General features: G+C 64.6%; 23 protein-coding genes and 1 tRNA gene. 17 read left to right on the top strand and 7 right to left on the bottom strand.

The window, feature by feature from the left end:
• The first annotated feature begins 7 nt into the window (after positions 1-7).
• The 7 genes from AC6H0W_RS03335 (at position 8) to AC6H0W_RS03365 (ending at position 5,801) form a co-directional block, all read left to right on the top strand.
• Entirely contained in the window at positions 8-1,036 is a 1,029-nt protein-coding gene (locus AC6H0W_RS03335) for a septal ring lytic transglycosylase RlpA family protein (RefSeq protein WP_497575697.1), read from the top strand.
• Between the two features lie 103 nt (positions 1,037-1,139).
• A complete protein-coding gene (locus tag AC6H0W_RS03340) occupies positions 1,140-2,267 on the top strand; it encodes a D-alanyl-D-alanine carboxypeptidase family protein (RefSeq protein ID WP_497575698.1) in 1,128 nt (375 codons plus the stop codon).
• A gap of 10 nt (positions 2,268-2,277) precedes the next feature.
• On the top strand, positions 2,278-3,132 hold the full coding sequence (locus AC6H0W_RS03345) for a D-amino acid aminotransferase (protein WP_497575699.1): 855 nt from the start codon (positions 2,278-2,280) through the stop codon (positions 3,130-3,132).
• Positions 3,129-3,401, top strand: a complete 273-nt coding sequence (locus AC6H0W_RS03350; protein WP_497575700.1) for a YbeD family protein — start codon at positions 3,129-3,131, stop codon at positions 3,399-3,401. Before AC6H0W_RS03345 ends, AC6H0W_RS03350 begins: the two co-directional genes overlap by 4 nt.
• Complete coding sequence (lipB, locus tag AC6H0W_RS03355; protein WP_497575701.1) at positions 3,398-4,033, top strand: lipoyl(octanoyl) transferase LipB; 636 nt, start codon at positions 3,398-3,400, stop codon at positions 4,031-4,033. The genes AC6H0W_RS03350 and lipB overlap by 4 nt, the downstream gene beginning before the upstream one ends.
• Positions 4,034-4,112: 79 nt before the next feature.
• Positions 4,113-5,060, top strand: a complete 948-nt coding sequence (gene lipA, locus AC6H0W_RS03360) for a lipoyl synthase (RefSeq protein WP_497575702.1) — start codon at positions 4,113-4,115, stop codon at positions 5,058-5,060.
• An 18-nt stretch (positions 5,061-5,078) separates the two neighbouring features.
• Positions 5,079-5,801, top strand: coding sequence for an SIMPL domain-containing protein (locus tag AC6H0W_RS03365; RefSeq protein WP_497575703.1), 723 nt, complete (start codon positions 5,079-5,081; stop codon positions 5,799-5,801).
• A gap of 50 nt (positions 5,802-5,851) precedes the next feature.
• On the opposite strand, the gene dksA is transcribed toward AC6H0W_RS03365, so the two are convergent.
• Positions 5,852-6,283 carry an RNA polymerase-binding protein DksA gene (gene dksA, locus AC6H0W_RS03370; RefSeq protein WP_497575704.1) on the bottom strand — a complete coding sequence of 144 codons (432 nt, stop codon included), beginning with the start codon at positions 6,281-6,283 and terminating at the stop codon, positions 5,852-5,854.
• 195 nt (positions 6,284-6,478) lie between these two features.
• On the opposite strand from dksA, the gene AC6H0W_RS03375 reads away from it, so the two are divergent.
• Positions 6,479-8,467, top strand: a complete 1,989-nt coding sequence (locus AC6H0W_RS03375; protein ID WP_497575705.1) for a UvrD-helicase domain-containing protein — start codon at positions 6,479-6,481, stop codon at positions 8,465-8,467.
• 55 nt (positions 8,468-8,522) lie between these two features.
• Here the strand turns inward: AC6H0W_RS03375 and AC6H0W_RS03380 are convergent, their stop codons facing one another.
• Positions 8,523-8,972, bottom strand: coding sequence for a c-type cytochrome (locus AC6H0W_RS03380; protein ID WP_497575706.1), 450 nt, complete (start codon positions 8,970-8,972; stop codon positions 8,523-8,525).
• Between the two features lie 134 nt (positions 8,973-9,106).
• On the opposite strand from AC6H0W_RS03380, the gene AC6H0W_RS03385 reads away from it, so the two are divergent.
• A tRNA-Arg gene (locus AC6H0W_RS03385) sits at positions 9,107-9,183 on the top strand.
• 78 nt (positions 9,184-9,261) lie between these two features.
• Here the strand turns inward: AC6H0W_RS03385 and AC6H0W_RS03390 are convergent.
• The 3 genes from AC6H0W_RS03390 to AC6H0W_RS03400 are packed head-to-tail and all read right to left on the bottom strand — an operon-like array spanning position 9,262 to position 12,202.
• The gene (locus AC6H0W_RS03390; protein WP_497575707.1) at positions 9,262-10,035 is read right to left on the bottom strand and encodes a 2-keto-4-pentenoate hydratase; all 774 of its coding nucleotides are present in this window, start codon (positions 10,033-10,035) and stop codon (positions 9,262-9,264) included.
• Complete coding sequence (gene hydA, locus AC6H0W_RS03395; RefSeq protein ID WP_497575708.1) at positions 10,032-11,471, bottom strand: dihydropyrimidinase; 1,440 nt, start codon at positions 11,469-11,471, stop codon at positions 10,032-10,034. Before hydA ends, AC6H0W_RS03390 begins: the two co-directional genes overlap by 4 nt.
• Positions 11,471-12,202, bottom strand: a complete 732-nt coding sequence (locus AC6H0W_RS03400) for a maleate cis-trans isomerase family protein (protein WP_497575709.1) — start codon at positions 12,200-12,202, stop codon at positions 11,471-11,473. Before AC6H0W_RS03400 ends, hydA begins: the two co-directional genes overlap by 1 nt.
• 563 nt (positions 12,203-12,765) lie before the next feature.
• Between AC6H0W_RS03400 and AC6H0W_RS03405 the strand changes: the two genes are divergently transcribed.
• The 5 genes from AC6H0W_RS03405 to AC6H0W_RS03425 all read left to right on the top strand — a co-directional run bounded on the left by AC6H0W_RS03405 (position 12,766) and on the right by AC6H0W_RS03425 (position 18,107).
• Positions 12,766-13,818, top strand: a complete 1,053-nt coding sequence (locus tag AC6H0W_RS03405; protein WP_497575710.1) for a TRAP transporter substrate-binding protein — start codon at positions 12,766-12,768, stop codon at positions 13,816-13,818.
• A gap of 58 nt (positions 13,819-13,876) precedes the next feature.
• A complete protein-coding gene (locus AC6H0W_RS03410) occupies positions 13,877-14,476 on the top strand; it encodes a TRAP transporter small permease subunit (protein WP_497575711.1) in 600 nt (199 codons plus the stop codon).
• On the top strand, positions 14,473-15,783 hold the full coding sequence (locus tag AC6H0W_RS03415) for a TRAP transporter large permease (RefSeq protein WP_497575712.1): 1,311 nt from the start codon (positions 14,473-14,475) through the stop codon (positions 15,781-15,783). Before AC6H0W_RS03410 ends, AC6H0W_RS03415 begins: the two co-directional genes overlap by 4 nt.
• Positions 15,780-17,258: an amidohydrolase family protein gene (locus tag AC6H0W_RS03420; protein WP_497575713.1), complete on the top strand. Its 1,479-nt coding sequence runs from the start codon at positions 15,780-15,782 to the stop codon at positions 17,256-17,258. The genes AC6H0W_RS03415 and AC6H0W_RS03420 overlap by 4 nt, the downstream gene beginning before the upstream one ends.
• An 84-nt stretch (positions 17,259-17,342) precedes the next feature.
• Positions 17,343-18,107 (top strand): hypothetical protein, encoded by a 765-nt coding sequence (locus tag AC6H0W_RS03425; RefSeq protein WP_497575714.1) that lies wholly within the window; start codon positions 17,343-17,345, stop codon positions 18,105-18,107.
• A gap of 9 nt (positions 18,108-18,116) precedes the next feature.
• Here the strand turns inward: AC6H0W_RS03425 and AC6H0W_RS03430 are convergent, their stop codons facing one another.
• Together AC6H0W_RS03430 and AC6H0W_RS03435 are read right to left on the bottom strand one after the other, a co-directional pair.
• A complete protein-coding gene (locus AC6H0W_RS03430) occupies positions 18,117-18,800 on the bottom strand; it encodes a GntR family transcriptional regulator (protein ID WP_497575715.1) in 684 nt (227 codons plus the stop codon).
• Positions 18,801-18,836: 36 nt separating this feature from the next.
• Positions 18,837-19,133: a hypothetical protein gene (locus AC6H0W_RS03435; RefSeq protein ID WP_497575716.1), complete on the bottom strand. Its 297-nt coding sequence runs from the start codon at positions 19,131-19,133 to the stop codon at positions 18,837-18,839.
• A 150-nt stretch (positions 19,134-19,283) separates the two neighbouring features.
• On the opposite strand from AC6H0W_RS03435, the gene AC6H0W_RS03440 reads away from it, so the two are divergent.
• The 3 genes from AC6H0W_RS03440 to AC6H0W_RS03450 all read left to right on the top strand — a co-directional run bounded on the left by AC6H0W_RS03440 (position 19,284) and on the right by AC6H0W_RS03450 (position 22,131).
• Entirely contained in the window at positions 19,284-20,285 is a 1,002-nt protein-coding gene (locus tag AC6H0W_RS03440; protein ID WP_497575717.1) for a TRAP transporter substrate-binding protein, read from the top strand.
• Between the two features lie 119 nt (positions 20,286-20,404).
• The gene (locus AC6H0W_RS03445; protein WP_497575718.1) at positions 20,405-20,854 is read left to right on the top strand and encodes a TRAP transporter small permease; all 450 of its coding nucleotides are present in this window, start codon (positions 20,405-20,407) and stop codon (positions 20,852-20,854) included.
• Positions 20,851-22,131: a TRAP transporter large permease gene (locus AC6H0W_RS03450; RefSeq protein ID WP_497575719.1), complete on the top strand. Its 1,281-nt coding sequence runs from the start codon at positions 20,851-20,853 to the stop codon at positions 22,129-22,131. The genes AC6H0W_RS03445 and AC6H0W_RS03450 overlap by 4 nt, the downstream gene beginning before the upstream one ends.
• Positions 22,132-22,136 lie beyond the last annotated feature (5 nt).

Genomic DNA, 22,136 nt, shown 5'->3' on the forward strand with positions numbered 1-22,136 from the left:
ACCCCGCATGACCCGCACCCGCCCCTCCCTGTCGCTGTTCCGTTGGCTTCTTCCCGTCGTTTCGTCTTGCCTGCTCGCGGCGTGCAGCTCAAGCCCGGTGCAACAGGCCGAAGAGCCGGCTGCCAGCAAACCGGCAGCCGGGAAATCGACCGCAGCGAAACCCGCAGGCCAGACGGTCAAGGTGCCGGCGCAGTGGGGCGGTGGCTACTACCTTGACGACGGCCCCCACGCGCTGGTGCCCTCGAACCTCGACGGCCTGCCCGATGCCGTGCCGCGTATCGACCCGATTCACCCGCCCTCCCTGCGCCCATACACCGTCATGGGGCAGCGGTTCGTGCCGATGACCAGCATGAAGCCGTACCGCGAGCGGGGCCACGCCAGTTGGTACGGTCGCCGCTTCCATGGCAATTCCACGGCCATCGGCGAGGTGTACGACATGTACGAGATGACGGCCGCGCACCCGACGCTGCCGCTGCCGAGCTATGCGCGGGTCACCAACATCGAGAACGGGCGTTCGGTGATCGTGCGCGTGAATGATCGCGGCCCGTTCCTGCGCGGCCGCCTGATCGATCTGTCGTATGCCGCAGCGCATCGTCTGGGCTACATCAATGCCGGCAGTGCCGAGGTCGAGGTCGAACTGCTCACCCACGACGCCATCACCGAGATGAACCGTGAACGCGAGGCGCAGCCCACTCTGGTGGCTCAGGCTCCAGCGCTTGCGTCAGCCGGTGGCGGCGCTGAACCCGGCCTGGCTGCCGTACCTCCGGCGACGGTAACGGTGCAGGACACGCCCGCGCCGGGTCAGACTGCGGCCTACCTGCAACTGGGCGCCTTCGAAACGCCCGCCAACGCCGCGCGCTTGATGGCGCGCGTGCGCGAAGAGCTCAGCCTGCTGGCCGATCAGATGCATCTGCTGGATCAGGATGGCCGGTATCGGCTGCAGATCGGGCCTTTCGCTTCGGTTACCGAGGCGCGCAACACGGCCAGCCGCATCAGCATGCTGCTGGAGGTGCAGCCGTATCTCGTGATGCGTTGAACCCGCCGCGCCGCGCGCGGTCATGTTCATCGCTCGTCGCCATGCGCGACCCGGTACTTTCTTTTTTCACTTGCCCCGAACGGGTTCAACCATACAGGTCGTCATGCGTTACCTCATTGCCCTGCTCTGCTTCATCCTCCCGCTGACTGTTTCCGCCCAGGTTCCGCCGCCGCCCACGCTTGCTGCCAACGCGTGGCTGCTGATCGATCATGGCACCGGCCAGGCCCTGGTTTCGCACAAACCGGATGAGCGCATCGAGCCGGCGTCGCTGACCAAGCTGATGACCGCCTACATCACCTTCTCCGCAATCAAGGCCGGCAACCTGACGCTCGAGGAGACGGTGCAGGTGTCCGAGAAAGCCTGGCGCATGACGGGCTCGCGCATGTTCATCGAGCCGAATCGCCCGGTCACCGTGGAAGAGCTCATTCGCGGCATGATCATCCAGTCCGGCAACGACGCCTGCGTGGCCCTGGCCGAACGCGTTGCCGGCTCCGAAGAGGGCTTCGTGCACATGATGAACAGCGAGGCGCAGCGCCTCGGCATGAAGAACACCCGCTTTGCCAACTCGTCGGGCTTGCCCGATCCGGACCTGTACACCACCGCCAACGATCTGGCGTTGCTGGCCTCTGCGCTGATCCGTGACTTCCCCGAGTTCTATCGCATTTACTCGGAGCGCGATTACACCTACAACGGCATTACCCAGCCCAACCGCAACCGCCTGCTGTGGCTCGACACCACGGTGGATGGCATGAAGACCGGCTACACCAATGCCGCGGGTTACTGCCTGGTTTCGTCGGCCGTACGCGGCCCGAGCCGCCTGATTTCGATCGTGCTGGGCGCGGAGTCCGAGGCCGGGCGTGCGCAGGAGTCGCTCAAGCTGCTCAACTACGGCTTCCAGTTCTTCGACACCGTGCGTCTGTATCAGGCCGGGCAAGAGCTGTCGCGCTTCCGCGTGTGGAAGGGTGCGACCGATGAGGTGGGTGTCGGTTTCAGCGACGACTTTGTCATGACCATGCCCAAGGGCCAGTCGGAGCGTTTGCAGATTTCGCTCGAAAGCAGTCAGCCGGTGCTGGCGCCGATCGAGCGCGGGCAGAACATCGGCACGCTGACCCTGAGCGCCGACGGCAAGGAAATCGGCAAGTATCCGGTGGTCGCGCTGGAAGCAGTCGAAGTGGGCGGTTTCTTCAGCCGTTTGTGGGACGCCCTGGTGTTGTGGATCAAGAGCCTGTGAGGGTGGTCGGATGAGCATTTGCTTTCTGAACGGCGGCTTCATGCCGCGCGCCGAGGCGCGCATTTCGCCGATGGACCGTGGCTTCCTGTTCGGTGACGGGGTGTATGAAGTCATCCCGGTGTACGGGCGTCGCCCGTTTCAGTTGGCTCCGCACATCGCCCGCCTGCAGAAGTCGCTCGACGGCATTCGTCTGGTCAATCCGTATTCCGCGGCGGAATGGGCCGATCTGGTAACGCGTTTGATCGATGCCCACCCGTGGGCGGATCAGGCCATTTACCTGCAGGTCACGCGTGGCACCGACACGGTGCGCAACCACGCTTTCCCGAAAGACCTGCCGCCCACCGTGTTCATGATGGCCGATGAGTTGGCCGCGGTGCCGCGCGAGCAGATGCAGAACGGTGTGTCGGCGGTCACCGCGGTCGATTTCCGCTGGTTGCATTGCGACCTCAAGACCACCGCTTTGCTTGCCAACTGCTTGCTGCGCCAGCTGGCGGTGGAGCGCGGCTGTGCCGAAACGGTGCTGTTCCGCGACGGCTACCTCACCGAGGGCAGCGCCTCCAACGTGTTCGTGGTGAAGAACGGCGTGCTGCTGGCGCCGCCCAAGAGTCATTTGATCCTGCCGGGCATCACCTACGACGTGGTGCTCGATCTGGCGCGTCGCCATGGGCAGCCCCTGGAGGTACGTGAGATTTCCGAGGATGAAGTCGCCTCCGCAGACGAGCTTTGGCTCACCTCGTCCACCAAGGAAGTGCTGCCGATCACGCAGCTCGACGGCAAGCCGGTGGGCACGGGCCGACCCGGCCCGGTCACGCTGCAACTGCACGCCTGGTATCAGCAGGCCAAAAGTGCCGGAGAACTGGCATGAGCGAAGCAGAACGTGAATCGCTGATCGAGTTTCCGTGTGACTTCCCGATCAAGATCATGGGCGCGCGCGTCGAAGGTTTCGCGCAGGCCATCGTCGAAGTCGTCGTGCGTCACGACCCCGGCTTCGATGCCGCCACGGTCGAGATGCGCCCCTCCAGCAAGGGCAACTACCTGGCCCTGACCTGCACCGTGCGGGCGACCTCGCAAGGTCACCTCGACGGCATCTACCGCGAGCTGTCGTCGCATCCCATGGTCAAGGTCGTGCTGTGAGCGTTGTCGCCGAGCGTGCGACGCTGGTCGTCAAGCAGCCGGGGCGGGTCGACTACGAAGCCGCCTGGGAGGCCATGCGCGCGTTCACGGCCGGGCGTGACGACGACACGCCCGACGAGATCTGGCTGGTCGAACACCCGCCGGTATATACCCTCGGCCAGGCCGGCAAGCCCGAGCACCTGCTGCACGCTACCGACATCCCGTTGGTCAAGACCGACCGTGGCGGGCAGATCACCTATCACGGCCCTGGCCAACTCGTGGCGTATCTGCTGATCGATCTCGCGCGGCGCGGGCTCAAGGTGCGGCAGTTGGTCTCCATCATGGAGCAGGCCCTGATCGATTGCCTCGCCGAGTACGGCATCACTGCTGAGCGCCAGGCCGGCGCGCCGGGCGTGTATGTGGACGGCGCCAAGATCGCCGCCCTCGGGCTTCGCGTGCGCCAAGGGCGCAGCTATCATGGCCTGTCGCTCAACGTGAACATGGATCAGACGCCGTTTGCGTGGATCAATCCCTGCGGCTACGAGGGCTTGAAGACCACCCAGCTCGCCGACTTCGGCGTGCAAGACGGTCTGGACGCGGTGGGCGCGCGGCTGCTCGGGCATCTGCAGCGCTTGTTGCCCAAGCCGACGTAAAATCGCGGCAACCCGCCGCCACCACACGGCCAGCCCTACCCGGGCAGCGCCGCAGCAACGGAAACCACGAGAGACCCCGATGGAAACCACCACCCGCAAGCAGCGCGGCGCAGATAAGACCGCCCGCATCCCCATCAAGATCGTGCCGGCCGAGCGCCTGAAAAAACCCGACTGGATCCGCATCCGCCTGGGTTCCGGCGCCGAGGCCGAGCGCTTCAACGAGATCAAGGCCACGCTGCGCGAGCACAAGCTGCACACCGTATGCGAAGAGGCCTCGTGCCCGAACATCCACGAGTGTTTCGGCAAGGGCACCGCCACCTTCATGATCATGGGCGATATCTGCACGCGGCGCTGCCCGTTCTGCGACGTCGGCCACGGGCGGCCTGAAGCGCTCAACGCTGACGAGCCGCGTGATCTGGCCAAAACCATTGCGGCGATGCGCCTGAACTACGTGGTGATCACCTCGGTGGACCGCGACGATCTGCGCGACGGTGGCGCGGCGCACTTTGTCGAATGCATCCGCGCCACGCGCGAAGCCTCGCCCAAGACCACCATCGAAGTGCTGGTGCCGGACTTTCGTGGCCGCATGGATGTCGCCCTCGACATCTTCGATCAGGCGCCGCCCGACGTCATGAACCACAACCTCGAAACCGTGCCGCGCCTGTACAAACAGGCCCGCCCCGGCTCCGACTACGCGCATTCGCTGCTGCTGCTCAAGGAGTTCAAGGCGCGCAAGCCCGAGGTGCTGACCAAGTCCGGCCTGATGGTCGGCCTGGGCGAGACCGACGAAGAGATTCTCGATGTCATGCGCGACATGCGCGCCCACGACGTCGACATGCTCACCATCGGCCAGTACCTGCAGCCCTCGGCTGGTCACCTGCCGGTGCTGCGCTACGTACACCCCGACACCTTCGCCATGTTCGAGCGCGAAGCATTGGCCATGGGCTTTCGCAATGCGGCGTGTGGCCCGATGGTGCGTTCGAGCTACTGGGCCGACCAGCAGGCGCACGGCGCCGGCGTGGCCTGATCGAAACAGGAGAACAACATGGCGGTGGCCCGAATCGGATTCCTTCCTGCTGTGGTGTTGGCTGCGGCCGTGGCGTTTGCTGGCTGGTCGGTGGGCAACGGCATCGAGCGTTTCCGCGCGGCCGACCGTACGGTCACGGTAAAGGGCCTGGCCGAACGTGACGTGCAGAGCGACTTCGCCGTGTGGACGTTGTCCTTCCGGCGCGCCGGGCAGGATTTCACCGATGTGCAGCGCTCGCTCAGCGCTGACCGGGAGCGCGTTGCCGGCTTCCTGCGTGAGCGTGGTTTCAGCGACGACGAGATCGAAGTGCGCCCGCTGCAGGTGCGCGATCTGCTGGCGCGTGAGTGGGGTGCGGACAACGTGCCGATGCGCTTCAACGGTCAGGGGCAGGTGGTGGTGCGTTCGACGCAGGTCGAGCGCATTGCGCAGGCCGCCAAGGCGGTTGATCCGCTGATCGAAGCGGGCATTCAGTTGGGTAGCGGGGATAGTCCGGAAGGGCCGCGTTATCAGCTGCGTGGCTTCAACCAGATCAAGCCCGAGTTGCTCGAAGAGGCCACCGTCAATGCGCGCGAGCAGGCGCGCAAGTTTGCTGCCGACGCGGGTGCCGAACTGGGCCGTCTGAAGAGCGCCAATCAGGGCGCCATCCGCATTCTGGACGACGACGGTACCGACATGGATACCTCGACCACCATCGGCAAGCGCCTGAGGGTAGTCAGCACCTTCGAATTTGCGTTGAAGTGACGGAGCAACTCACGCGCGGTCGCGCGTGAGCGAGGCGGGCATGCAGGGAATCAGCGGAACACGCGCTCTTCGCGCTCGTGGCGTTCCTGCTCTTCGATGGTGAGCGTGGCGGTCGGTCGGGCCAGCAGGCGGCGCAGGCCGATGGGCTCGCCGGAGGCTTCGCAGTAGCCGTAGGTGCGGTTGGAAATGCGGTCGAGCGCGCCGTCGATCTTGCGCAGCTGTTTGCGTTCGCGGTCGCGGATGCGCTGTTCCAGCACGTGCTCTTCTTCCTGCGTGGCGCGGTCTGCCTCGTCCGGGGTGGCTTCGGTTTCGCGCATGTGCGAGATCGTGGCCTGCCCGTTGTCGAAGATTTCCTGCCGCATGTTTTCCAGCAAGGCACGGAAGAAGTCGAGCTGTTGCGTGTTCATGTAATCGTCTTCCGACATCGCAAGAAGCTCTTGCTCGGTCAGCGGGCGATCGGCGGATGGGGCATTGGTTTTCATGTCGACTGCTCCTGCGTGGTGCACACGTCTTAGCTGCATCATACGGGCAGTTTGCATGGCACGGGGGTTTTGTGTATGCCATGCCACACACTTGGCATCGGGTAGAATCAAAACGCTGTCGCCTGCGGGCGGCAGCGTCATTTCGAGGGCGTGGCCCGGCGGCCACAATCATCCTCCCGGCTTCTTCTGGAAACCATGTCTGCCAACCTGAACGCTCCTCAGCGAGAAGCCATTCACTACCTCGACGGCCCGTGCCTGGTGCTGGCGGGCGCGGGCAGCGGCAAGACGCGCGTCATCACCCACAAGATCGCCTGGCTGATCGAGGAATGCGGCATCAGCCCTGCCAACATCGCCGCCATCACCTTCACCAACAAGGCCGCCAAGGAAATGCAGGAGCGCGTCGCCCATCTGATGGGTGGGCGCACGCCGAAGGGGCTGACGGTGTGCACCTTCCACGCGCTGGGCGTGCGCATCATCCGGCAAGAGGCCATCCATTGCGGGCTGAAGCCGCAGTTCTCGATTCTCGACGCGTCGGACACCGTGCAGATCGTGTCCGAGATTGCCAAGGACGCCGACAAGGCCATCGCCAAGCAGATCCAGTGGCAGATATCTTCGTGGAAGAACGCCATGATTCCGCCGGAGGATGCCGCGCAGCTCGCCGACAACGAGATTGCCGCCGCCGCTGCCGTGGCCTACGCCGAGTACGAACGCACGCTGCGCGCCTATCAGGCGGTGGATTTCGACGACCTCATCTCGTTGCCGGTGCGCCTGTTCGAAGACAACGAAGAGGTGCGCACGCGCTGGCAGAACCGCCTGCGCTACCTGCTGGTGGACGAGTATCAGGACACCAACCGTGCGCAATACCGCCTGCTGCGGCAACTGTCGGCCGAGCGCGGTGCCTTCACTGCCGTGGGTGACGACGATCAGGCCATCTACGCCTGGCGTGGTGCCGACGTCGAGAACCTGCGGCAGTTGCAGGTGGATTACCCCAAGCTGCGGGTGGTCAAGCTTGAGCAGAACTACCGCTCGTCGGCGCGTATCCTGCACGCTGCCAACACGCTGATCGCCCACAACGAGAAGCTCTTCGAAAAGCGGCTGTGGTCGGAGCACGGGCCTGGCGATCAGATCGTGGCGCTGTCCTGCCGTGATGCCGAGCACGAAGCCGAGTCGGTGGCGATGAAAATCTCCGCCCACCGCTTCCAGCACAACACGCGCTTTGCCGACTATGCCGTGCTGTACCGTGGCAACCACCAGGCGCGCGTGATCGAGCAGCAACTGCGCAACCACAAGATTCCCTACGTCATCTCGGGCGGTCAGTCGTTCTTCGACAAAGCCGAGATCCGCGACCTCATCTCGTGGCTGCGCCTGCTGGTGAATGAAGATGACGACCTCGCTTTCATTCGCGCCATCACCACGCCCCGCCGTGGCGTGGGTGCCGCCACCCTCGAGGCGCTCGGCGGCTATGCCGGGCAGCGTCACGTGAGCCTGTTCGCCGCGGTGTTCGAAGAGGGTGTGGCCGAGCATCTGAACACCCGTCAGCTCGAACTGGTGCGCGAATTCGCCGGCTTCATCAACACGCTGCGCCAGCGCGCCTCGCGTGAGCCGGCCGGGCCGCTGCTGGAAGAGATGCTGGCCACCATCCGCTACGAAGTCTGGATGTTCGAGCACCATGACTCGCGCGAGGCCGAGAGCAAGTGGAGCAATGTGCGCGACTTCGTCGAATGGCTGGCGCGCAAGGGCGACGAAGACGACAAGGATCTGATCGAGCTGACGCAGACCATCGCGTTGATTTCGATGCTCGACAAGGATGACCCCGATTTCGACGGCGTGCAGCTCGCCACGCTGCACGCATCCAAGGGGCTGGAATTCCCGCACGTGTTCCTGATCGGCGTCGAGGAAGGCATGCTGCCGCACCAGTCGAGCATCGACGAGGACAAGGTCGATGAAGAGCGCCGTCTGATGTACGTGGGCATCACGCGCGCGCAGCGCAGCCTCACCATCAGCTGGGCCGAGCGGCGCAAGGCCGGCAAGGAGTGGCGCGCCTGCGAGCCATCGCGCTTCATCGACGAGATGGGCGACGACGTCAAAGTGGGCGGGCGCAAGTCCACCGAGCCCGTAGCGCGCGAGGAAGGCCGCGCCCGCGCCGCTGCGCTGCAAGCCATTTTCAAGAACCGCAAGACCTGAGCGCCCAACAAAAAAGGGTGGCCAAGGCCACCCTTTTTGCTGCGTCGGTGCGCGATTACTCGCTGAACTTGCCGCCGGCCTGGTTGGCCATGTGAATCACGGCGCGACGCACTTCGTCGTCGGTCAGGCTCGGGTTGCCGCCACGCGCCGGCATGGCGCCGATACCGTCGATGGCCGAGGTCACGAGCGTATCCAGCCCCTTGGCGATACGCGGAGCCCACGAAGCGTTATCACCCGACTTCGGAGCACCGGCCACACCGGCACCATGGCAGGCCGAGCACACCGACTTGTACACCGTTTCGCCGTCGCGATCACCGGCGGACTCTTCGGCCGCTGCCACTTTCAGCTCGACACGCGCGACGGGCTGGATCAGGTTGGCGGTCTCTTCGTAGTCCACCTGCGGCTTGTCGCTACAGGCTGCGAGCACCAGCGCCAGCAATGCGGCGGCAGGCAGTGCGAAACGGCGTTGCTGCGGCGCGGCAGCCGGAGTGCGGGTGTTCGACATGCTGAATCCTTTTTGCGGGAGGGCCAAAGGGCGGATTATAGCGATTCGGCTGTGCTTTGTGGCCGGTGCAGATGGACGCCCCACTGCTTCGGGTATATGCTTGCGGCCCTTGCGTCGAGTACACTCGTCGCCAAGCGCCTGTAGCTCAGCTGGATAGAGTACTGCCCTCCGAAGGCAGGGGTCGTGCGTTCGAATCGCGCCAGGCGCGCCAATGAATCATCAGTACGGGTCAGCCCTTTGGGCTGACCCGTACTGCGTTTACGGCCGGCATTTTGCTGCGAGCAGGCGTTCAGCTTGCGGCGATGTCGACGGAGACTTCGCCGATGCCGGCGAAGCTGGCGTGGATGGAGTCGCCCGGTTTGGCTTCGTAAAGGCCTGTCCAGGTGCCGGAGGCGATCAGGTCGCCGGCGCGCAGGCCTTCGCTGCGGGCGCTGACGTGGTTGGCGAGCCACGGCAGGATAGCCAGCGGGCTGCCCAGGGCGTGGCCGCCGCGACGACGCAGGGTTTCGCTGCCGTTTACGCGCAGGCATACCTCGGTGTCGGCAAACTCGGGGCGCCAGCCGTCGCGCACGCCGCTGCCCAGGATCAGGCGGCCGTGCATTTGCTGATCGGCCAGCAAGAAGGTGCGCGGCAGGGCGCGCCAATCTTCGGCGCGGACGTCGAAGATTTCGATGGCGGCAAACACGCCGCCAATCGCTTCTGCGGCGGCGTGTTCATCGGAGCCGGCCGGCAGCGGGTGGGCGAGCTGCAGCACAAGCTCGACCTCGATGCCGATCAGCGTGTGGAATTCGCCGCGCTTGAGCTTTTGCGGGCCATCGAGCACGAAGGCGTCGGGCACCGGGGCCGCGGTGGGCGGCACCGAGGCGATCTTCCACGCGCGGGGCTGGCCGTCGGGGAACCAGCCGAGTGCCGTGCCCACCGCGTCCTGTACGGCAATGGCTTCAGCGTCGTCCGGTGGTGCGAGGTGGGCTGCGTGATGGGCCGGCAGCGGCCGGCCGCTGCGCCATGCCGCGATCAGGCGCTCCGCAAGTTCGACGCTGCGCGCACCGGCCGGGGGGCTCATGCTGCGTCTCCGCGCACCTTCGGCCGGGCCGGGGTCGGCAGCTCGCAGTGCAGGTACTGGCCGTGGCCGGCTTCACCCAGGTATTCACCGTCACGCCACACGGTGCGGCCGCGCGAAAGGGTCACGGCGGGCCAGGCGCTGACGGGAATGCCTTCGTACGGCGTGTAATCCACCTCGTGATGCAGGTCGTCGTTGTGGATGCGGCGCTTGAGGCCGGTGTCCCAGATCGTCAGGTCGGCATCGGCGCCGATGGCGATGGAGCCTTTCTTCGGATACAGGCCGTACATCTTGGCGACGTTGGTGGAGGTGAGCGCCACGAACTGGTTGATGTCCAGCCGGCCGGACAGCACGCCGTGCGTGAACAGCAGCGGCAAACGGGTTTCGAGGCCCGGAATGCCGTTGGGAATCTGGTCGAAGCTGGCGTTCTGGCCGGCGGCCATCTTGCCGGTGGGGCCGTGCAGCTTGAAGGGCGCGTGATCGGACGAAAACACCTGGAACACGCCGGACTCGAGCCCGTCCCACACCACCTGCTGGTTGGCCTTGTCGCGCGGCGGCGGGCTGCAGATGCAGCCGGCGCCATGCTTGTGATCGTCGCCTTCAAGGCCGAGATCGTCGGCGGTGAGGAAAAGGTATTGCGGGCAGGTTTCACCGTAGATGCGCAGGCCGTTGTTCTGCGCCCACTGGATCTGCTGGATGGCTTCGCGGCCCGACACATGCACGATCAGGATGGGCACATCCACCAGTTCGGCAAACGAGATGGCGCGGTGCGTGGCTTCGCGCTCGACCAGCATCGGGCGTGACTGCGCGTGGAAGCGCGGCGCGGTCTTGCCGGCCTTGAGCAGGCGTTCGGTCAGCCAGGCGATGCAATCGGTGTTCTCGGCATGCACCATCACCATGGCACCTTCGTCGCGCGCCACGGCCAGCACGTCGATGATCTCGCGGTCGGACAGCTTGAGATCGTCGTAGGTCATGTAGATCTTGAACGAGGTGTAGCCCTCGCGGATCAGCTCGGGCAGCTCGCGGTTGAGCACGTCCGGCGTGGGGTCGGAGACGATCAGGTGGAAGGCGTAATCGATGCTCGCCTTGTTACCGGCGCGGCGGTGGTAATCCTCCACCGCGTCGCGCAGGCTCTGGCCCTTGAACTGGCAGGCGAACGGCAGGATGGTGGTGGTGCCGCCGCAGGCCGCCGAGCGCGTGCCGGAGAGGAAGTCGTCGGCCATCTGCGAGCCGTCACTCATCGGCTGGTCGAGGTGGCAATGCCCGTCGATGCCGCCCGGCAGCACCCAGCGGCCGGCCGCGTCGATCTCTTCGCGCCCGGCGGGCAGGCCGGTGGCGAGCGCCGCGATGCGGCCGTCGATGATACCGATGTCGGCGTTGAACACGTCGGCTGCGGTGGCGCAGCGCGCGTTGCGGATCACAAGGTCGAACTCAGCCATTACTTCACCTCCTGGAACATCCGGCCCCAGCCGGTGATAAGCGCCGGGTCTTGCCCGGCCATGCGCAACATCGACCACACGACGGTGGCGGTGGTATCGAACACCGGGATGCCGAACTCGGCTTCCCACTGCGGCACCAGCTGCGCCGAGCGCAGATTGGTGCAATACGGGACGATGACATCGGGTTTGGCGGCGGCGACTTCGCGCACCTGCCGCGTGAGGGTGTCGGCATCCACTTCCGAGAAGGCGAAGTTCTCGGAGATGTCGAGGTGGCTTTCAGCCACGCACTCGAAGCCGGCACGTGCGTAATTGGCGACGATGCGCTGCTGCACGTCTGCGGTGTAGGGCGACACCAGCGCGAAGCGCTTGCGCCCGGAGTGCTCCATCAATTCATTGAGCGCCAGGATCGACGTGGTGGCACGCACGCCGGTGGCCTCTTCGATGCGCTGGCACAGCCGTCGATCCTGTTCGAAGCCCATCCAGCCGGCGGCGGTGCCGCTCCAGCCAATGATGTTTACGCGCGCGTCGGCCAGCAGGCGCGCGGCTTCGAGAATTTTCGAATCATCAAACTGGCCCAGCGCCTGGTCATCCAGCGAAATGCGCGTGACGGTGAAGCGCGAGAAGTGGGCGCTGACGCCGGCAAGGCCCGAAACCATCGCGGAAGTGAGCGGTTCGAGGGCGGTGTTGGAAGACGGCGTCAGTACGCCGAGCAGGGTTCTTGTATCGGACATCGGTTGAGCTCTCTGTGCAATCGGCGGTGAACGGTCCGCCGCCGGATGACCGTCAGCTACGCAAGAAGCGGACCAAGACGGGTCGGTCGGGGCTTTCGCTGCGACGTGTCTGCGCTATCAACTGTATGCAAAAAAATGAACAAAATAAAGAAGTGAAGGTGTTCGAGCGCACTCTTTGTGCTGTGCAGAGTCGTGGGTGTGAGCGCCCTTGAGTTCGAATTGATGAGCCTTCAAGTGACGGAAATCGCTCAGGATCAGGCTTTTTAGCCTGTAGTCATGCGGCGTCATGCACCAACAAGGGGATTTCTCGTAGGCGGATTGCACGCATGTAGTGCAATTAGTGCGTCCACGATTGTGTGCAAAATAATCGACATAAGGAGCCCGTTTGGGCGCCTTGAACCGAATCACCCTGCTTTCAAGGGGCTGGTGCGCGCGGAGGTCTCGTATTTCATCGTGTATGCACAAGTTGGCACGGAGCTTGCGGTAGCCATGTTGCAGGCAGGCCGTATCCAGAAGGTTCGGCCTGCAGAACATGTGGTCATCAACCATTCAGGAGAAGCTTCATGAGCCGCAGCAACCGTTTGACCCGTCTTGTCGCCGCCCTGGCGTGTGGCGCTGCCCTTGTCGGCACCGCGCATGCCTCCCAGAGCCTGCGCGTGACCGGCAACTTCACGCAGAACGTCAAGCATGTGGCGGTCGAGCAGGAGTTCTTCGAGAACCTGAAGTCGCACTCGGGCGTGGATGTGGCGGTCAACTTCAACCCGATGGACGTGGTGGGCGTGCGTGCGCCGGATGCCTTCCGCATGCTGCGCTCGGGTGCCTTTGACGTGATGTCGGTGCAGATCGGCATGGCCTCGCGCGATGATCCGTTCTTCGAAGGCATCGACGTGGTGGGTGTCGCCACCGACATGGAAACGCTGGAGAAGGCCGTCGATGCCTATCGCGGTGTGCTCGATCAGCGCCTGCAGTCGCGCTTCAACGCCAAGGTGCTGACCCTGTGGCCGTTCGGCCCGCAGGTGTTCTTCTGCAACAAGGACATCGCTTCGCTGGACGACCTGAAAGGCCTGCGCGTGCGCAGCTTCACCCCGACCATGTCGGCGCTGCTCGACCACTTCGGCGCCACCCCGGTGACGCTGCAGTTCAGCGAGGTGTATACGGCGCTGCAACGCGGCGTGGCCTCGTGCGGTGTGACTTCGCCGACGTCGGCCAACTCGGGCAGCTGGCCGGAAGTGACCACGCATTACCTGCCGGTGGCGGTTTCGGGCTCGGTGCAGGGCCACTTCATCAACCTCGACGCGTGGAACCGCTTTTCGAAAGAAGAGCAGGAGTCGCTCGAGAAGGCCTTCGGCAAACTTGAAGCGGCCATGTGGGACGTCGCCCGCGAAGCCAACGGCGACGCCACCAACTGCAACATCGGCGCGGAGCCGTGCGCCGATCACAAGAAATTCAACATGAAGCTGGTGGAAGTCAGCGATGCCGACCGCGAACGCATCCGTGAAGTGGCGCGCACCGTGACGCTGCCGATCTGGGCGAAGTCGTGCAACGCCGTCGAGAAGACCTGCTCGGCCACCTGGAACGACACCATCGGCAAGGCCCTGGGCATCGTCATCGAGTAACGCCTCGTCCTCCATCCAGGCAGCGGTGGCCACGGCCGCCGCTGCGGGAGTCTGATTCATGCAAAGAAATCCTGTCGAACGCTGGTGCGGCCCGCTGGTGAGGTTCTTCTCGCTGCTGGCCGGCTACGCGCTGCTGCTGATCACCTTGGCCATCGGGGTCGAGATTCTGCTGCGGCGATTCTTCAACGTGTCGCTGCAGGGCGCAGACGAATACGGCGGCTACATGCTGGCGGCGCTGACCGCCATCGGCGCTGCGTATGCGCTGCTGGAACGGGCGCACACGCGCATCGAGATACTGATCGATCGCTTTCCGGCGGGCCTGCGCGCGGTGGTGAACACCGTGTCGGCGCTGGTGATGGCTGTTCTGGCCTGCTTTCTGGCGTGGCGCGCACTGCACGCCATGCTTGAGAGCGTGGAGTTCGGCAGCCTGTCGGGCACGCCGTTGATGACGCCGTTGTGGATTCCGCAGGCCGTCTGGGTCACCGGCATGGCGCTGTTCGCGCTGGTGGCGGTGGCCATTGCCCTGCATTGCCTGCGCCTTGCGGTGGGTGACTGGCGCGCCATCAACCGCTGGTATGGCGTGCGTTCGCTGAGCGAGGAAATCCAGGAAGCCAAGCAGGCGCATGGCGCCGCGGGTGTGGGCGAGGTGGGCAAATGATCACCATCGCAGAGGCATTCATCGGCTTCGGCATCATGCTGAGCTTGATGCTGATCGGCCTGCCGGTGGCCGGGGCGCTGTTCGCCGTGGCCATTCTCGGTGCATACCTGTATCTGGGCGTGCCCACGCTGGGCATGTTCGGCAACCAGATGTGGAGCATCCTCGACGACTTTGTGCTGACCTCGGTGCCGATGTTCATCCTGCTCGGCGAAATCCTGGTGCAAAGCGGCATCACGGCACGCATGTACGCCGCCCTGTCGGACTGGATCCGGCGCTGGCCGGGTGGCCTGCTGCACACCAACATCGGCGCCTGCGGCTTGTTCTCCGCGGTGTCCGGCTCGTCGGTGGCCACCGCCGCCACCATCGGCACGGTGGCGCTGCCGTCGATGAAGCAGAACGGCTATTCGGAGCGGCTCGCGCTGGGCACCATCGCGGCCGGCGCGACGCTCGGCATCCTGATCCCGCCGTCGATCAACATGATCATCTACGGCTCGATGTCGAACACCTCGATCGGCCAGCTGTTTCTAGCTGCCGTCATTCCGGGCTTGCTGCTGATGGTGCTGTTCATGATCTTCGTGGCACTGGCCTGCACCTTCTGGCCCACGCTCGGCGGGAAGGCGCTGCCGCCGGTTCCGATGTGCGAGCGTCTGTCGCGCCTGAAGGATCTGCTGCCTCCGTTGATGATCTTTGCGGTGGTGATGGGCGCCATCTACACCGGTTGGGCGACGCCCACCGAATCTGCTGCAGTGGGCGTGATTGCCGCGCTGGTGCTGGTGGCGGCGCGCGGGCGGCTGACGCTGCGCATGCTCAACGAATCGCTGCTGACCGTGGTGCGGGTGACGGCCATGATCATGTTGATCGTGCTGGCCGCGCAGTTGCTGTCCTTCGTCATGGGTGTGCTGCGCATTCCGCAGGCCATCACCGGCATGGTTGCCGAAACCGGCGCGACGCAGCTGCAGGTATTGCTGTTGCTGGTGTTGTTCTACCTGATCCTCGGTTGCTTCCTCGAGACGCTGTCGATGATGATCATGACCATTCCCATCGTGATGCCGGTGGTGCTGTTCTTCGGCATTGATCCGGTGTGGTTCGGCGTGTTCCTGGTGCTGATGATGGAGGTCTCGCTGATCACGCCGCCGTTGGGGATGAACCTGTTCGTGGTGCAGGGCGTGCGGCCTGGCGGGGGGTCGGTCATGGATGTGGTGTGGGGCGTCATGCCCTTCACGCTGATCATGTTGTTGATGGTCGCCATCCTGATCGCCTTCCCGCAGGTGGCGCTGTTCCTGCCTGGTGTGATGTTCGGGCAGTGACCGAACCGGTACTGCTTTGCCCCGCGTACCTCCTCGCCGACACGGCGGGCGAGGTGCAGGCGGGATGGGCGGTGCGGGTGCGGAACGGGAGGATCGATGCCGTCGGTCCGGTCGCGGGGCTTGCGGCCGACGGCATCGACACCCTTCATCTGCCCGATGCCCTGCTGTTGCCGGGGCTGATCAATGCCCACCAGCACGGGCGTGGCATCAGTCAGGTGCTGCTGGGCTATCCCGATGACGCGCTGGAGCCGTGGATCGCCCGGCGCCGTGCGCGTGGCGCGCCCGATGCCGGCGCACTGACCCGGCTGGCCGCGCTGGAGATGCTGAAGAACGGCGTCACCTGTGCGGTGCACGCCAATTACAGCTACGGCAGCGGCAATTACGAAGCCGAAGTGCGCGCGGCCCTCGACGCCTATATCGAGTGCGGTTTGCGCGTGACCTTCTGTGTGGGCGCGATGGACCGAGGGGAGCTCGTCTATCCCGGTCACGAAGCTGCCGCCTTTCTGGATACGCTGAGCCCGGCTGCGGCACATGCCGTGCGGGCGCCGCGCCCGCCAGCCTATGCCGGCGACGCTGCGGCCACCATTGCGTTGATGCGCCGACTGCAGGCCGATTACGGCGCACATCCGCTGGTCACGCTGGCCTACGGCCCGGCCGGGCCGCAATGGGTGTCTCACGAACTGCTCACCGCGTTGGCGCGTGATGCGGCCGAACACGGCCTGGGTGTGCACCTGCATGCGCTGGAATCGCCCACGCAGCGCACGGTGGCCACACGTTTGTACCCCGAAGGCGCAATGCGGGCACTGCGCCAGATGGGCGCGTTGGGGCCGCGCACGACGTTGGCGCATTGCGTGCACGCGCATGCGCACGACATCGACGAGATCGCCCGTGCCGGCGCCTCGGTGGTGCATAACCCCGGCTCCAATCTGCGCCTCGGCAACGGCCTGGCGCCCGTCGCTGCGTTGCAGGCGGCCGGCGTGCCGGTGGCGTTGGGCACCGACAACTGCGCGCTTTCCGATGACGAAGATTTGCTCACGGAACTGCATCTGGCCGATCTGCTGGCGCGCCGTGACGGTTTCGCCGCCTCGCGTCGTCATGCCCCGGATCTGCTGCGCATGGTCACCACCGATGCGGCCCGCGCGGCATTCGTCGAAGATTGCACCGGCCGTATCGCCGTCGGCATGGCCGCCGACATGATGGCGCTGAATCTGGCGCGCATCGAAGGGCCGTATCGCGATGCCGACATGCCGCTGCTCGACGCCGTGATGCAGCGCGCCCGCGGGGCCGATGTGGCGCTGACCATGGTGGCGGGCAAGGTGCTTGGTCGCGCGCGGTGCCTGACGTTTGGAGGCGAGGCCGCAGCGCGTGCAGCCGCAGCGGCGACGGCGCGTGCGCATCGCCGCTCGACGGCGGAGGACGTGCAGGCTGCGTTCGAGGTGCGCGAGGGACTGCGTGCGTTGTATCGTCTGCGCTGAGCGGATTGCCTGCGTGACTGGCCTGCCTCAATTCGGTGTCGGCGTTCTGCCGGCGCCGGCCTTCTTCTGCCGTGGGGTTCTGCCGTGTTGCTGTTGCTGAAACTGGGGCTGGTGCCGTTGATCGTGTTGTTGGTCAGTCTGGCAGGTCGCCGTTGGGGCGCCACGGTGGCCGGGCGCCTGTCGTCCTTTCCGGTGGTGGCGGGGCCGATCCTCATCTTCCTGTCCATCGAACGCTCGCCGGTGTTTGCCGCCGAGGCTGCAGCCGCCACCGTGGCCGGCATTGGCGCACTGGCGGCCTACGTGCTGACGTACGCGTGGATGGCCGTGCGCCACGACTGGCCGTTGAGTCTGGCGGTGGCCTATCTGGTGTACGGCAGCTGTGCGTGGCTCGCCACCTTGTGGGCGGGGCCGGTGTGGCTGCATGCGCTAGTGAGCGCCGGCATTTTGCTGCTTGTAGTGCGCTTTTTGCCGCAGGCGCCGCCAGCCGGAGCGCCGCCGCGTGCGGTGCGTTTCGAATTGCCGCTGCGCATGGTGTGCGGCGCGGCACTGGTGTTGTTCATCACGTGGTTGGCCGAAGTCATCGGGCCGCGCGGCTCGGGTGTGCTGGCGGCGTTTCCGATGCTGGCGACGGTGTTGGCGGTGTTCTCGCACCGCAATGCGGGCGCGGCATTCGTGGTGGTGCTGCTGCGAGGCATCGCGTGGGGATGCTTCTCGATGATGGCGTTCTGCCTTACGGTGGCGCTGATGCTGCCGCAGTTCTCCGCGTGGCTGACGTTTCCGCTGGCGGTGCTGGCCGCCTTGGCCATGACGGCGCTGGTGCAGTTGCTGCTGCAGCGCCGCGCAGGCTGAGCCGGGCGCTCAGCCGAACATCTGATCCCAGTCGATATCCTGCTTGTCGGTCTGGCCCAGGCGCAGTTCTTTCTGCACGTGCTCCAGGTGGTGCGTCATCAGCCGGGTGGCCTCGGCGACATCCTTGCGCTCGATGGCGTCGATGATCGCCACGTGCTCGCTTTCCGGGCAGGCGGGGGTTTGCGGTGCGTCGTACAGCGCGATGATCAGGCAGGTCAGCGGGCACAGTTCGGCCATCAGCTTTTCGATGAAGCTGTTGCCACCCACTTCGGCCAGCAGCATGTGGAATTCGCCGGATAGCTTGATGATGGCGCGGCGGTCGCCGCTCTGGCGGGCTTCTTCCTCGGCCGCGGTGTGGGCACGCAGACGCTTGATGTCGGCCTTGTTGGCACGGGCGATGACGTTGCGCAGGATTTCCGGCTCAACCAGTCGACGCGTGGCGAAGAGGTCGATGGCTTCCTGCACCGACGGGCTGGCCACGAAGGCGCCGCGGTTGGGGTGCAGCTTCACCAGCCCTTCGCGCGACAGCATGGTCAGTGCCTGGCGCACCTTGGTGCGGCTGACGTGGAACGCCGTGGCCAGTCGCTCTTCCGCCAGTTTGATGCCGGGGGGCAGGCGGTGCTCCATGATCGCGGTGGTGATGCGCTCGGCGATGTCCTCGACGTCGGGTTTGTCCTGAGGTTCGGCTTGCATTCTGTGTGCTCTGCGCAGGTTCTGAGTGTGGAGAGTTTACGCAGTTTGTACGCAGGAGGATACGGATTTTTCTGTATGCGTTCGATGTGCCTGAAATTGTTCTCTCAAGGCTTTTTTCCTTCCGGGAAAAGGGGATTCGCGCGGCGCGAACAGCGCCTTGCATGGCTGCCCGGATGCACCAAGATAAAGATTTACACCCGCAATATGCACGTCTATAGTGCGTAAACTGTTCAGCGTTTTGGATACAAAGTATTCAAAAAGACGTGCTGCCAATCCGCCGGGTGAATTTGAATACCCATCGATTTCAGAGGCTTCGGCAGGGGTTTGCGTCATTGGACGGTTGTGGAGGAGGTTCTGGCACCATGCTTGCTAAGCAAGTACTTACGGCAGGTTTTCCAGAAACATGGATCACGTGTCGGCTGCATCAAATATTGCATACACTCTTGCTGTGCAAGAGTGCGTCAGTCTGAAGAGGAGAGACTCATGTTCGGAAAAACCAAACTCGTAGCCTTGGCTGCCGCGCTGGCGGCGGGCGTGATGGTGTCATCGACCGCAAGCGCTCAGGAGCGTCTGCGGGTGGCCGGCAACTTCCCGCTGGATCACAGCGTGTCGCGCGCCATGGAAGTGTTCAAGGAGAAGGTCGAGAAGGATTCGGCCGGCAAGATCCAGGTGGATCTGTTCCCCGCCATGCAGTTGGGTGGCGCCACCGAGAACGTCGATCAGGTGCGCTCGGGTACGATCTTCGCGGTGTTCACGTCGATCGCCTACTTCACGCGCACCGTGCCGGAATACGAGGCGGTGAGCCTGCCCTTCCTGTTCGACAGCCGTGAGCAGGCCTTCAAGGTGATGGACGGTGAAGTCGGCAAGATCTTCGACGAGAAGATGGCCAAGCTGGGCTTCGTGAACCTCGGTTACGGTGAGCTGGGCTTCCGCCACGTCACCAACAACCTGCGCCCGATCACTTCGGCCGCCGACTTCAAGGGCATGCGCATCCGTCTGCAACCCAACGAAGTGCACCTGGCCACGTTCCGTGCGCTGGGCGCCAACCCGCAGTCGATGGACGTGTCGGAACTGTACTCGGCGCTGCAGCAAGGCGTGCTCGACGCGCAGGAGAACCCGTACAACATCATCGCCAGCCGTCGCTTCAACGAAGTGCAGAAGCACCTCTCCGACACCGGCCATTTCTACGACTTCATCAACGTCGCGGCCAACAAGCGTCGTTATGAGCGTCTGTCCGCCGAGCACCGCGAGATCGTCGATGCCGCCATGGCCGAAGCCATGCAGTGGCAGCGCAAGCAGGCGGCTGTCGAAGAGGCTGAGTGGAAAGAGAAGCTGATTTCTTCGGGCATGACCTTCACGCCCATCAATGCCGCCACGCGTGAAGAACTGCGCGAAGCCACGTCCAGCATCGTCGAAGATCTGAAGAAGCGCGTCGATCCGTCCGTGATTGATCTCGTCATCAAAGAAGCGAAGGCCGCCAAGTGATTGATCAACCCGACTCCGCCCCTGTGGCCCCGCCCCCGGGCGGGGTTGCGGTTGTCCCGCCGCCTCCCGGCGGCGGGGCATTTCAACTGTTCAAGCGTATTGTTCGCGGCATCGACGCCGTGACGTACTGGGGCATCGTCGCTGCGATGGCCGGCATGGCTACGCTGGTGTCGCTTCAAGTGGTGATGCGCTATTTCTTCAGCTCGTCGATCGACTCTGCCGACGAGCTCTCTCGCCTGTTCTTCGTGTGGGCGATCTTCCTGGCCATTCCGCATGGGGTGAAGCACGGCGTGCATGTGGGCATCGACCTGTTCGTGCGCATGATGCCCCTCATGACGCAAGAGAAGCTCTTCCGCATCATGGCTGGATTGGGCTCCTTGCTGATGGTCATGGTGATGTTCGGCGGTTGGGTGGCGACCGTGGATCGCTGGCCTGAGCTGATGCCGACCTTGCCGATTTCCTCGGGTATTTATTATCTGGCGGTGCTGGTGACGGGCGCGCATTCACTGCTGCATCTGGCGTTGCTGGCTTGGGGTGGCTCGCGCACCTGGGAAGGAGAAGTCTCATGACGTGGGTTGCCATCGGATTGTTTCTCGCGCTGGCGGTGTTCGGCATGCCGCTGGCCTTTGCGCTCGGCTTCGGCTCGCTGGCGGCGCTGTACCTGCTCGACTTCGAGCTGGTGGTGATGCCGCAGCGCATGATGCATGCGGTCAACAGCTTCCCGCTGATGGCCATCCCGCTGTTCATGCTGGCGGGTGAGCTGATGGTGCGCGCCGGCATCATGGACCGCCTGATCGGCTTTGCGAACAGCCTGATCGGCCGCGTGCATGGTGGCCTGGCCCACGTCACCATCGTGTCGGGCACCATTCTGGCGTCGGTGTCGGGTGCCGCCGTGGCGAGCGCCTCGGCAATGGGCAGCACGCTGGTGCCGTCGCTGCGCAAGTATTATCCGGACGCTTACGCCGGCGCGGTGATCGCCTCGGCGGCCAACCTTGGCCCGGTGATTCCGCCGTCGAACGCGATGATCGTCTATGCGCTGATGGCCGGCTCCACGGTGTCGGTGGGCGGGTTGTTCATGGCCGGCATCGTGCCGGGCGTGCTGCTGGCCATCGGTTTCATGCTGATCGCCAGCTACATCTCGTGGAAGCGCGGATACGCGCTGACCGGTGATGCCTTCTGCATCCGCAATGTGCTCACGCAGGCGCGCCGCGCCATCGTCATCATCCTGATGCCGGTGATCGTGGTGGGCGGTATCGTCGGCGGCATCTTCACCGCCACCGAGGGTGCGGCGATTGCGGTGCTGTACTCGGCTGTCATCGGCTTCGTGGTCACGCGTCGTCTGAAACTGAGCGATCTGCCGGGTTGCCTGTATCGCGCGGCCGTCACTTCGGCCATGGTCGGTGCGCTGATCGCCTTCGCCGCCTCGGTGACCTTCGTGTTCACCATCGAGATGGTGCCGATGATGCTGTCGGACTGGATCCAGGCCATGACCTCGGATCCGATGGTGTATGTGCTGCTGACCATGTTGCTGCTGATTTTCGTCGGCATGCTGATCGAGTCCAACGCTGCCTACATCATGCTGGTGCCGCTGTTCGCGCCGGTGGCCGTGGCCTACGGCATCGATCCGCTGTGGTTCGGCTTCCTGTTCATGTTCAACCTGGTGATCGGCATGATGACGCCGCCGGTGGGCGTGCTGTACTTCGTCATGAGCGGCATCACCAAGGTGCCGATGATGACGCTGGTGCGCGAGTCGATGCCGTTCGTGATCTTCCAGTTCGTCGTGCTCGGCCTGTGCATCGTGTATCCGCCGCTGGTGACCTGGTTGCCGAAGGCGCTGGGCTTCTGAGGACT

It is taken from the genome of Pseudazoarcus sp. NS20 (assembly GCF_059703745.1).

Coding starts and splice junctions, on each gene's coding strand:
- AC6H0W_RS03335 (WP_497575697.1), top strand. CDS start 8: ATGACCCGCACCCGCCCCTCCCTGTCGCTGTTCCGTTGGCTTCTTCCC.
- AC6H0W_RS03340 (WP_497575698.1), top strand. CDS start 1,140: ATGCGTTACCTCATTGCCCTGCTCTGCTTCATCCTCCCGCTGACTGTT.
- AC6H0W_RS03345 (WP_497575699.1), top strand. CDS start 2,278: ATGAGCATTTGCTTTCTGAACGGCGGCTTCATGCCGCGCGCCGAGGCG.
- AC6H0W_RS03350 (WP_497575700.1), top strand. CDS start 3,129: ATGAGCGAAGCAGAACGTGAATCGCTGATCGAGTTTCCGTGTGACTTC.
- lipA (WP_497575702.1), top strand. CDS start 4,113: ATGGAAACCACCACCCGCAAGCAGCGCGGCGCAGATAAGACCGCCCGC.
- AC6H0W_RS03365 (WP_497575703.1), top strand. CDS start 5,079: ATGGCGGTGGCCCGAATCGGATTCCTTCCTGCTGTGGTGTTGGCTGCG.
- dksA (WP_497575704.1), bottom strand. CDS start 6,283: ATGAAAACCAATGCCCCATCCGCCGATCGCCCGCTGACCGAGCAAGAG.
- AC6H0W_RS03375 (WP_497575705.1), top strand. CDS start 6,479: ATGTCTGCCAACCTGAACGCTCCTCAGCGAGAAGCCATTCACTACCTC.
- AC6H0W_RS03380 (WP_497575706.1), bottom strand. CDS start 8,972: ATGTCGAACACCCGCACTCCGGCTGCCGCGCCGCAGCAACGCCGTTTC.
- AC6H0W_RS03390 (WP_497575707.1), bottom strand. CDS start 10,035: ATGAGCCCCCCGGCCGGTGCGCGCAGCGTCGAACTTGCGGAGCGCCTG.
- hydA (WP_497575708.1), bottom strand. CDS start 11,471: ATGGCTGAGTTCGACCTTGTGATCCGCAACGCGCGCTGCGCCACCGCA.
- AC6H0W_RS03400 (WP_497575709.1), bottom strand. CDS start 12,202: ATGTCCGATACAAGAACCCTGCTCGGCGTACTGACGCCGTCTTCCAAC.
- AC6H0W_RS03405 (WP_497575710.1), top strand. CDS start 12,766: ATGAGCCGCAGCAACCGTTTGACCCGTCTTGTCGCCGCCCTGGCGTGT.
- AC6H0W_RS03410 (WP_497575711.1), top strand. CDS start 13,877: ATGCAAAGAAATCCTGTCGAACGCTGGTGCGGCCCGCTGGTGAGGTTC.
- AC6H0W_RS03415 (WP_497575712.1), top strand. CDS start 14,473: ATGATCACCATCGCAGAGGCATTCATCGGCTTCGGCATCATGCTGAGC.
- AC6H0W_RS03430 (WP_497575715.1), bottom strand. CDS start 18,800: ATGCAAGCCGAACCTCAGGACAAACCCGACGTCGAGGACATCGCCGAG.
- AC6H0W_RS03435 (WP_497575716.1), bottom strand. CDS start 19,133: ATGACGCAAACCCCTGCCGAAGCCTCTGAAATCGATGGGTATTCAAAT.
- AC6H0W_RS03440 (WP_497575717.1), top strand. CDS start 19,284: ATGTTCGGAAAAACCAAACTCGTAGCCTTGGCTGCCGCGCTGGCGGCG.
- AC6H0W_RS03450 (WP_497575719.1), top strand. CDS start 20,851: ATGACGTGGGTTGCCATCGGATTGTTTCTCGCGCTGGCGGTGTTCGGC.